This window comes from Lonsdalea britannica (assembly GCF_946477055.1).
GTDB lineage: Bacteria > Pseudomonadota > Gammaproteobacteria > Enterobacterales > Enterobacteriaceae > Lonsdalea > Lonsdalea britannica_A.
On the sequence record NZ_CAMKXG010000116.1, the window covers coordinates 1 to 10,508 of the forward strand.

Genomic DNA, 10,508 nt, shown 5'->3' on the forward strand with positions numbered 1-10,508 from the left:
CGAGATTCGCCTTAGTCTCGTGGGCTCGGAGATGTGTATAAGAGACAGGTCTCAGGACATCGATCTGATTCTGGATATTCCGGTCAAGCTGACGGTAGAGCTGGGTCGAACCAAAATGACTATCAAAGAGCTGCTGCGCCTGTCACAAGGTTCAGTGGTTGCGCTGGATGGTCTGGCCGGTGAACCGTTGGATATCCTGATCAACGGCTATCTGATCGCACAGGGCGAAGTGGTAGTGGTGGCCGATAAATACGGCGTGCGCATCACTGATATCATTACTCCGTCTGAGCGTATGCGTCGCCTGAGCCGCTAACCTATGGCGCAAACTCAGGAGCAGACCTCCGCATCCGTGACGGTGCCGGCGCATAGCCCGGCATCGTCACAAACTCCCGGCTCGGCGCTGACGCAGGTTAGCTCTGTGTTGGGAGGCATTCTCCTGTTTATCCTTCTGTTAGCCTGGCTCGCCAAAAAACTCGGCGTAACGCCTCAGGCCCGCAATAATCAGATGATGAAAGTCATATCGAGTTGTCCGGTCGGGCAGCGCGAGAAGGTGGTGATCGTTGAAGTCGACGATACTTGGCTGGTTCTCGGTGTAACGGCTCAGCAAGTGACTCAGCTTCACACGCTGCCAGCAAAAGCGGTCGATGCCGCTCAAGCTTCCGCCCAGGCCCATCCTGCCGACTTTCGTAAACTCCTCAGTAAGGTCATGAATCGTTCGGAAAAGTCAGAATGAACAGGTTTTCATCTCGATGGGCGCGGCTATTGCGGCGCGTTTTCTTTGCCGGCGTGATTGTGTTTGTCGCGCCAAACGCCTGGGCGCAGCTGCCGGGCATCATTAGTCAGCCAATGGCCAATGGGGCGCAGAGCTGGTCACTGCCGATCCAGACGATGGTTCTGCTGACGTCTTTGACGTTTATCCCTGCCGTATTGCTGATGATGACCAGTTTTACCCGCATCATCATCGTGCTGAGTCTGTTGAGAAACGCCATGGGGACCGCCACGGCGCCGCCCAACCAGATTATTGTTGGGTTGAGCCTGTTTCTGACCTTCTTCATTATGTCGCCGGTGATCACCAAGGTGTATCAGGACGCGTATCTGCCATTCAGTCAGGAGAAGATCTCCATGGAAGTGGCGATTGATCGCGGCTCGGCTCCGGTGCGTCAATTTATGCTGCGTCAGACGCGCGAAACGGATCTGGCCCTGTTTACCCGACTGGCGGATATTCCACCGCTGGAAGGCCCGGAGGCCATCCCAATGCGGGTGTTGGTGCCTGCGTTTGTCACCAGTGAACTCAAAACGGCATTTCAGATCGGTTTTACCGTCTTTATTCCTTTCCTGATTATCGACTTAGTAGTCGCCAGCGTGTTGATGGCGCTCGGGATGATGATGGTGCCTCCGGCGACGGTCTCTCTTCCGTTTAAGCTTATGCTGTTTGTACTGGTTGACGGTTGGCAGCTGCTGCTAAGCTCATTGGTGCAGAGTTTTTACAGTTAACATTGAGCATTAGGATATTTTATGACTCCTGAGTCGGTCATGGCGTTAGGCAGTGAAGCAATGAAAGTGGCGTTGGCGTTAGCCGCGCCTTTGTTGCTGGCTGCGCTGGTTACCGGGTTAATCGTGAGTATTTTGCAGGCGGCAACGCAGATTAACGAAATGACGCTGTCCTTTATTCCGAAGATTTTGGCCGTCTTCCTGACGATTATTATTGCCGGTCCCTGGATGCTCGGACTGTTTCTTGATTACATGCGTACCCTGTTTAGCAATTTGCCTACAATGATCGGCTAAGCATGATTGACATTACCAGCGCCGATATCTACTACTGGCTCAACCAATTCTTCTGGCCTTTTATACGCCTGATGGCGCTCATCTCTACGGCTCCGGTACTTAACGAAAAAGAAATTACCACCAAGGCCAAAATTGGTCTGGGTCTGCTGGCGACGTTTCTGATTGGCCCGCACCTTACCATTACACCCGTCCCCATTTTCTCCGCCGAAGGGCTTTGGCTGTTGGTCAAACAGATATTGATCGGCACGTGTATCGGTTTCACGATGCAGTTGGCGTTCGCGACCTTCCGTATGGCCGGGGAGGTGATTGGCTTACAGATGGGGCTGTCGTTCGCGACGTTCTTCGATCCGTCCGGTGGGCCGAACATGCCGGTGCTGGCGCGCTTTCTCAACCTGCTGGCTATGCTGTTGTTTCTGGCGTTTGATGGACACCTTTGGCTGATCTCCATGCTTGCCGATAGTTTTCATGTGATTCCGATCGATACGTCGCCCATCGACACCAATGTCTTCTACTCTATTGCACGCGCAGGCAGTCTTATCTTTATTAATGGACTGATGCTGGCGCTGCCGTTGGTGACGCTGCTGCTGGTTCTCAACCTGGCTCTCGGTTTGCTAAACCGAATGACCCCGCAGCTGTCCGTGTTTGTCATTGGTTTTCCCGTGACGCTGACGGTGGGGATTATGACGATAGGTACGTTGATGACGCTGATACCTCAATTCGCCGAGCATCTTTTTAGCGAGTTCTTCGATATGATTGCTACGCTGGTGACAAACTTTAATCTGTAAGGGTGTTTTAAGTTGTCGCAGGCGGGGTCGATGAACCACAAAAATTCAAGGCGCTATCGTTTTTTTGTGTGAAAAATAAGCGCCCAAACCCGATTTATACCGCATCACTTGTTAAAATAGCGCTTCCTCGTTGAGGTTTTTTTATTTTAACTCCATGAAAAATATCACTTTTAAAAATATTGGTTTTAATTGCTAAAGATCATTAGGGCAACGCCGATATTTCTGTAGACGGTGGTTGACGCCGTAGGCAGAAAAGCCTGAACCCTAACGATTTAAGTCCTGACGGATATCTAAAAGGAAATCTCTTATGGCACAAGTAATTAACACCAACAGCATCTCGCTGGTTGCACAGAATAACCTGAACAAATCTCAGTCTTCTCTGAGCACCGCGATCGAACGTCTGTCCTCTGGTCTGAAAATCAACAGCGCTGCAGATAACGCCGCTGGTCAGGCTATCTCTAACCGTTTCACTTCCAGCATCAACGGTTTGACTCAGGCTTCCAGCAACGCAAGCGATGGTATCTCTCTGGCGCAGACTACTGAAGGCGCACTGGACGAAATCAACGACAACTTGCAGGCTATCCGTACTCTGACCGTACAGTCTCAGAACGGTACTAACTCTGCTTCTGACCTGCAGTCAATCCAGGACGAAATCACTCAGCGTCTGTCTGAAGTTGACCGTATCTCTCAGCAGACCGACTTCAACGGCGTGAAAGTGCTGGATGGTAGCAAAACTTCCATCTCTATCCAGGTTGGTTCTCAGGATGGCCAGACCATCAGCATCAACCTGCAGAAAGTTAACACTGCTTCTCTGAACCTGACTGGTTTCAACGTCGATGGTCCTGCAAGCAGCGCAACGACTGCTGTTGCAAGCGGTTCTACCTACAACAGCATCACGCTGAGCGCTGATGCGTCAGTAAGCTTCTCTGGTACTTCTTCTCTGGATGCTACCGGCCTGGTTTCTGACTCCAACGGTAACTACTTCGTTAGCGGTACTCTGACTGCAGACGTTGAAGGCGTTGGCGCATCTGGCGACACGGCTTACTACAAACTGACTTCTAACGACATCTCCATCACTGACGATGGCGCGATGACCGTGACCGTTGATGCTTCTACCGACAACCTGACTGGCGTTGCGACGGAAAACCCGTTGACGACTCTGGATAAAGCACTGTCTACCGTAGATGACATGCGTAGTAACCTGGGTGCGATTCAGAACCGTTTTGACTCCACCATCAACAACCTGACCAGCACGTCTACCAACCTGAGCGAAGCACAGTCTCGTATCCAGGATGCTGACTACGCTACAGAAGTTTCCAACATGAGCAAGGCTCAGATCCTGCAACAGGCTGGTACTTCAGTATTGGCGCAGGCGAACCAGGTTCCGCAGACCGTTCTGTCTCTGCTGCAGTAATCTGTTTCCTCTTCTGTCTAAAAAGCCCCGCCTCTGGCGGGGCTTTTTTTATGCTGAAGATCGCCCGCGCGCGGGCAATACCGAGATTAGCCGGTATAAAGAAGATGAATTCACGTATTTGAGCTGGTATTCAGCGTCTTATTATTAGATTGGGATGTCCTGTCCACCATCGGGACATCACATCAATACAGAGTCAGGTCCGGTTACATCGAATGCACATAGAGGGTTAGTCATGAATAAGTCCCCACTCGTCAGTATCATTATTCCCGCGCAGGAACCCCGATACTTTGAACTCGCACTGTTGAGCGCAACCCTTCAGGATTATGACAATGTAGAAATCATCGTTCATGACGCCAGCGCCGACACGCTCATCGAGAGTGCCGTGTATAAGGCCAGTGATGTGTCTCGCCATCCCATTCGCTATTTCCGCTGCGAGTCCCACGACATCTCTGAACACGATCTCTGCGCAGAGAGCCTGACGTTCGCAGAAGGCAAATATATCAACTTCCTCAGCGACGGTGATGTCCTGAGAGAAGACCATGTCCGACTGCTGACCGCAGTGATGGAAGAGGACGACAGCGTGGTGTTGAGTTCATCACGCCGCCGTCGTATTGATGGAGAGGGGCAGATACTCAATGACATTGCTGAAACTGCATACCCATTTTCCGGCAACGTGCAGATTCGTGGACAGAGTGTCATTCATTATCTGACTCGGTATGCGACAAATTTCGTTGGTGAGTTGAGCTGCGTTTTAGTGCGGCAAGAAATGCTGTCCCCTAAAACCCTGTTCACCCTTAACGGCGTCAAGCTGAACTACACGGCGCCGCTGGCTTTCTACCTTGCACTGCTGCGCGATGGCGATCTGGCGATGTTGTCCGAGCCGCTGACCGACCGGCGCGTACCTGCGGAGAGGGTGGACGGTTCCATCAGCGGAGCGGAGTTCCAGGAACAGGCGGCCTATTTCCGCGAGGTCCAAAACTCGATCTTTTTCGCGCGCGACGTTGAAAATATGGACGTGCTCGAGATTGCCGATCTGGACCAAAAAGAACATTTTTACACCTTTGACCTCAAAAAAGGCATGAAAGCCGCATTAGAGGGTAAAAAGGAAGAAAGCACCACGCCGGACTGGGTCGCCAGTCGTTACCCGACCGCCAGTGAATCGGTGCTCATTAAAGAGTATTTAGGTCAGCATCTGGACGGCCGAGAATTCGGTATTGTCATTCTGGATAGCGAAGGCGACGAAGAGAAATTAGGTGCGACCGTCGAGAGCCTTGAAACCATCGAATCCGATGGCGTCCAGCTTAAGCGCATTATCCTGACTTCGTCCTCGGAAATGGCGTCACGCTTTCCCACCTGTACGGTGCTGGAAATCCGTCAGGAAATTCTGGTCAGAACCCTCAACGAAGTGGTACGCGAACAGACCTTTGATTGGTTGATGCTGGTTAAGGCGGGCGAGCTCTTTACCGCAGGTGGCCTGCTAATGACCAGCTTGGGTTTGGTGACCGCACAGGGCTGCAGCGCCATTTATGGCGATGAGCTGATCTGCGGTAAAGATGGTCAGCTGGGGCTGTCATGTCGACCAGACTTCAATCTGGACTATCTGCTGAGTCTGCCTGCGGTCATGACGCGGCACTGGTTATTCAACCGTGAGCTGTTTTTGTCACTCGGCGGTTTTGATACGAAATACGCCAGTTGCATGGAGCTTGAGTACATCCTGCGCTTGATTGAGCAGCAGGGCATGGGTTCCATTGGACATCTGGCGGAGTTCCTCACCATCTCGGGTGAGCTAGAAATTTCGACCAATGAAGATGAAATCGCCGTATTGGACAGGCATCTTCAGCGCCGTGGCTATGCTTCCGGTAAAGCCATCGCGACTTTGCCCGGACATTATCGGATGGTATACGGCCATCAAGAATCACCGTTGGTCTCTATCATCATCCCTACCAAAGATGAACTTCCGGTGCTGGTCGCCTGCGTCACCAGCCTGCTGGAGAAAACGCGCTATCGCAATTATGAACTCCTGATTGTCGACAACAACAGCGAAACGCCAGAGGCCAAAGCCTGGTTGGATGGGCTTGCTAAGGTCGATCCCAATCGCATCCGCGTGATTCGTTATCCCCACGCCTTTAACTACTCGGCAATTAACAATATGGCCGCCGAGCAGGCGCGCGGCGAATATCTGCTGTTGCTCAACAACGATACGGCAGTGGTGCAGCCGGATTGGCTGGATAACATGCTTAACCACGCGCTACGCCCCGAAGTCGGCATTGTCGGTGCGAAGTTGGTTTATCCGGATGGCGGCATCCAGCATGGCGGCGTTATTCTGGGGCTGCGCGGACCCGCTGAACATCCCTTTAACGGCGATCCGATGGACGCTCCCGGCTATATGCAACGCTTGAAAGTGGACCAAAACTACAGTGTCGTTACCGCCGCCTGCCTCCTGATTAGAAAGTCCATCTACCAACAGGTTAACGGGCTGGATGAAGAGGCCTTTAAAGTGTCCTACAACGACGTGGACTTGTGTCTGAAAGTGCGTGAGGCGGGCTATCTCACCGTATGGACGCCATTTGCCACAGTGATGCACGAAGGTAGCGTGAGCCAGAAAAAGGTCGACACTTCAGCGCAGGAGGCGAAGAGGAAGCGTTTCCAGAGCGAACAGTTGGCAATGTACGAGAAGTGGCTTCCGGTCATCGCCCGGGATCCTGCCTACAACATCAACCTGTCCTTAAATGGACGCGGGTTCGAGATGGAGCAGGATGCTGGACTCATTTGGCGTCCGCTGACCTGGCGACCGCTGCCGGTGGTGATGGCGCATATGTCAGACCAAACCGGATGTGGGCACTATCGCATCATCAAGCCGTTCAATGCGCTGAAAGAGGCCAACATGATCGATGGCAAGCTCTCCAGTGTTTATCTGAATACTCCGACGCTGACGCGTTATGAGCCTGAGGTGCTGGTGCTTCAAAAACAGGTGTCGGCGTATTTTCATGACTGGATCGAGAGAATCAGCAAGCTCAACAATACGTTCAAGGTGTATGAGCTGGACGACTACCTCCCTAATATCCCGCTGAAAAGCGTGCATAGAGCCGGGCTCCCCAAAGACGCACTGAAAGCGATGCGTAAGAGTCTGGGATTCATGGACCGTTTTGTGGTCTCGACGCAGCCGATGGCGGAGGCGTTCGCGGGTATCCACGACAATATTCATGTGGTCGAAAACCGGTTGCCGGTGGCGTGGTGGTCTAATCTCAGCTCCCTGCGGCGTCAGGGCAAGAAACCCCGCATTGGTTGGGGTGGGGGGAGCAGCCATACCGGCGATCTGGAACTGATCGCCGATATCGTGCGAGATTTGGCGGATGAAGTGGAGTGGGTCTTCTTCGGGATGTGCCCTGAAAAATTACGCCCCTATATCCATGAATTCCACAAAGGGGTGGATATCGATTTTTACCCGCAGAAATTGGCTTCACTGAACCTGGATTTGGCCCTGGCGCCGCTGGAAGAGAATATCTTCAACCGCTGTAAGAGTAACTTGCGCTTGTTGGAGTACGGGGCCTGCGGGTATCCGGTTATTTGTACGGATATCGAGCCTTACCAGTGCGACCTGCCGGTCACTCGCGTACGCAACCGCTATAAAGACTGGATGGATGCGATCCGCATGCATCTGACCGACCTCGACGCGACTGCGCGAATGGGGGACGAATTACGCCAGGCGGTTTACCGTGACTGGATGCTCAGCGGCGATAATTTGCTGTTGTGGCAGAAAGCCTGGCTGCCGGATTAATGTGACATTCTCCGGGGGACGCAACGATCGCCGACCCCGGCTAGACTTTTTTGGTTCATTGAGCAGATGAAATATGATTAACGGAAAAAAAATTGGGGTAGGGATAATAACTCATAATCGTCCAGATGAGTTAATCAAGCTCTATCGCTCCTTGCCGATGGATATTCTGGATGAACTTGTCATTGTGAATGATGGTCATCTTTTCTCCGAGTTTCATGAGATCACGCATACGTTGATCAATAACCCCGAAAACCTGGGGGTAGGAAAAAGTAAAAACATTGCGTTACGGTATTTACATGAACGCAATGTCGACCATTTTTTCTTGATTGAGGATGATGTCTATATCAAAAACAAATCCGTATTCGAGCGATATATTCAGGCATCAAGGATCAGCGGTATTCAACATTTCATGTTCAGTCAGGCGACGCCTGCCTGTCTCGATGAAGTGGTTAAACCGAAAATGAACGCGGATTATGCTGGTGGTCGAATTCAACTATATCAGACATGCGACGGCGCATTTGTTTACTACTCAAAGGCGTGTATTGACCGTGTGGGATATATGGACGAAACCTATTACAACGCGTTAGAGCATGTGGACCATACGCTGGCGATTATAAACGCGGGCATGCATCCGCCATTCTGGTATTTTGCGGATATCGATAACGCGAAAGACTTTATTGGCTTTGACCATAAAGACTTTGAGCATTCGACCATTTTCTCCCAAGAAAATTACACCAAGAATCAAAAAGCAGCGCTTAACTATTTTCGTGATAAACACGGTGTGCGGGTGAAAGATGTCCCGGACTTAGGTCCGACAGAAACGTTAAAAATATTGAAAGATATTAAGCGGCGGTACGCGAAACCGGTGCTGTTTCAAATGAAAACGCGCCAGAATAGGCGGTAGCTGCTGATGGCCAAAACCCTCGCGACTTTATCGAGATCAACCACGTTCGTTTCGTTGGTCAAAATAAATGGGGGAGGGTTTTGGGCCGGAGTCTTTTCAAACGAAATGGTCGTTTTTTTTTTGTAAAAACGATAATTTTTCAAAGAGTGAAGACATATTTAATTACAGAGGTTAAAATACGCGGCCACATTTCTACACCCTGGACATAAATGGTGTCCTGCTCATTGGGTGGTATGATTCTTTATCTTACTTATTTTCAATAATCTGGCAGCAGCCAGATAGCGGTGTAAAACTTCCTTACCTTTCTTGTATATCTTAAATAGCATACTTTTTTCACGCCTATTCATTCGATTGGCTACACTATACGAACGCATAATAGTACCGATAACTTTATTATCTAGGTGTTTGTCACTGTGAGTGAGCTGTATACCGCTGAAGGAACAATGGACAAAAATTCCTTATGGAAGCGCTATATACCATTAGTGCGCCATGAGGCTCTTCGTTTGCAGGTTCGTTTACCCGCAAGCGTGGAACTTGACGACCTTCTTCAGGCCGGCGGCATCGGGCTGCTCAGCGCAGTTGAGCGTTACGATTCCCTGCAGGGGACGGCGTTCACCACTTATGCCGTTCAGCGCATCCGTGGTGCCATGCTGGACGAATTGCGAAGCCGCGACTGGGCTCCCCGTAGCGTGCGTCGTAACGCCCGAGAAGTTGCTAATGCTATGCAACAGGCCGAGCAACAGCTGGGGCGAGCGCCAACGGAACAAGAAGTGGCGCAAATTCTCGATATCTCCCTTGAGGACTATCGTCAGATCCTGCTCGATACCAATAACAGCCAGCTATTTTCTTACGACGAATGGCGTGAGGAACATGGCGACAGCGCCGAAGCATTACTGGAAGGCAACGAAGATGCGAACCCACTGAAACAGCTTATGGATGTCAACCTCCGTCAGCGTGTCATGGATGCCATCGATAATCTTCCGGAACGCGAAAAACTCGTCTTGACCCTCTACTATCAGGAAGAGCTCAATTTAAAAGAGATCGGTGCGGTTCTGGAGGTTGGAGAGTCACGGGTGAGTCAATTACATAGCCAAGCGATTAAGCGCCTGCGCGTTAAATTAATGAATGAAAGTTAATTTGGAAGCGTAGGCCGGTCGCTATCCCTTTTTACTGTCATGGAATGGATTCATGTCTCAGTCAGCCAGGAAGAAACTGCTTCTCAGTCGTTATTTAAAAGATTTTAAACACAAACAAACTCATTGCTCCAACTGCGGTAAGTCACTTGACCGTGTCTCACTGGTTTACCAATCTAAGCCCCTCAATAAAAAAGCGCTTGAATATCTGGACAGGAAGATCGATGACGAGACCTGGGAATCGATGCAGGCGGAATTAATTCCTCTGTGCCGCTTCTGCAGTGAAGTCTTCTGTAAGCCGCCAGCACATTACTTCAATATCAAATCATTTACCCGCTATCTTATCGATCAAACGGAAGTGCAATACAGTACGATGCGAGAATATGTGATTCGTCTGCGTAGATTGGATGAATTACTTATTACGCGTCATTATCCTTCCGAGCTCCTTGTTGAAAATGAGAGTCTTCAGCAGCAAATTTGCAGCGATATCCCCGATCTGGAACAAAACACTTATCGTAGCGCACTGCGTAAATACGATCAGTTTTTGGAATGGGAGAAAAATTTTTCACGGGAAACCGCGTTGATGTTGTAAACCGGGAGACTTCAACTATACGTTTATAATATGACAGTGTGAAAAGTCTTGTCAGAAGGGGAAGAATATTGCACTGTCATATTGCTGACATCCTTTAGCAGTAATTTTTTTAGCAAG

Annotated in this window: 9 protein-coding genes; all 9 read left to right on the forward strand. The window is 50.5% G+C overall.

Translation table 11 applies throughout. The features are described from left to right. Positions 1–316: 316 nt before the first annotated feature. The 9 genes from fliO (at position 317) to fliZ (ending at position 10,391) form a co-directional block, all read left to right on the forward strand. Positions 317–733, forward strand: a complete 417-nt coding sequence (gene fliO, locus Q7O77_RS09515) for a flagellar biosynthetic protein FliO (RefSeq protein WP_304166239.1) — start codon at positions 317–319, stop codon at positions 731–733. Between the two features lie 29 nt (positions 734–762). Further along, the gene (fliP, locus tag Q7O77_RS09520) at positions 763–1,494 is read left to right on the forward strand and encodes a flagellar type III secretion system pore protein FliP (protein WP_304166259.1); all 732 of its coding nucleotides are present in this window, start codon (positions 763–765) and stop codon (positions 1,492–1,494) included. 21 nt (positions 1,495–1,515) lie between these two features. Then, positions 1,516–1,785 carry a flagellar biosynthesis protein FliQ gene (gene fliQ / locus Q7O77_RS09525; protein WP_085653716.1) on the forward strand — a complete coding sequence of 90 codons (270 nt, stop codon included), beginning with the start codon at positions 1,516–1,518 and terminating at the stop codon, positions 1,783–1,785. Between the two features lie 2 nt (positions 1,786–1,787). Next, the gene (gene fliR, locus Q7O77_RS09530) at positions 1,788–2,570 is read left to right on the forward strand and encodes a flagellar biosynthetic protein FliR (RefSeq protein WP_085653717.1); all 783 of its coding nucleotides are present in this window, start codon (positions 1,788–1,790) and stop codon (positions 2,568–2,570) included. Between the two features lie 307 nt (positions 2,571–2,877). Further along, positions 2,878–3,984 carry a FliC/FljB family flagellin gene (locus Q7O77_RS09535; protein ID WP_304166244.1) on the forward strand — a complete coding sequence of 369 codons (1,107 nt, stop codon included), beginning with the start codon at positions 2,878–2,880 and terminating at the stop codon, positions 3,982–3,984. 232 nt (positions 3,985–4,216) lie between these two features. Next, positions 4,217–7,762 carry a glycosyltransferase gene (locus Q7O77_RS09540; protein WP_304166247.1) on the forward strand — a complete coding sequence of 1,182 codons (3,546 nt, stop codon included), beginning with the start codon at positions 4,217–4,219 and terminating at the stop codon, positions 7,760–7,762. Between the two features lie 73 nt (positions 7,763–7,835). Beyond that, positions 7,836–8,666 carry a glycosyltransferase family 2 protein gene (locus Q7O77_RS09545; RefSeq protein WP_304166250.1) on the forward strand — a complete coding sequence of 277 codons (831 nt, stop codon included), beginning with the start codon at positions 7,836–7,838 and terminating at the stop codon, positions 8,664–8,666. Positions 8,667–9,079: 413 nt separating this feature from the next. Then, a complete protein-coding gene (locus tag Q7O77_RS09550) occupies positions 9,080–9,802 on the forward strand; it encodes an RNA polymerase sigma factor FliA (protein ID WP_304166253.1) in 723 nt (240 codons plus the stop codon). Between the two features lie 52 nt (positions 9,803–9,854). Then, a complete protein-coding gene (gene fliZ, locus Q7O77_RS09555; RefSeq protein ID WP_304166256.1) occupies positions 9,855–10,391 on the forward strand; it encodes a flagella biosynthesis regulatory protein FliZ in 537 nt (178 codons plus the stop codon). The last annotated feature ends 117 nt before the right edge of the window (positions 10,392–10,508 follow it).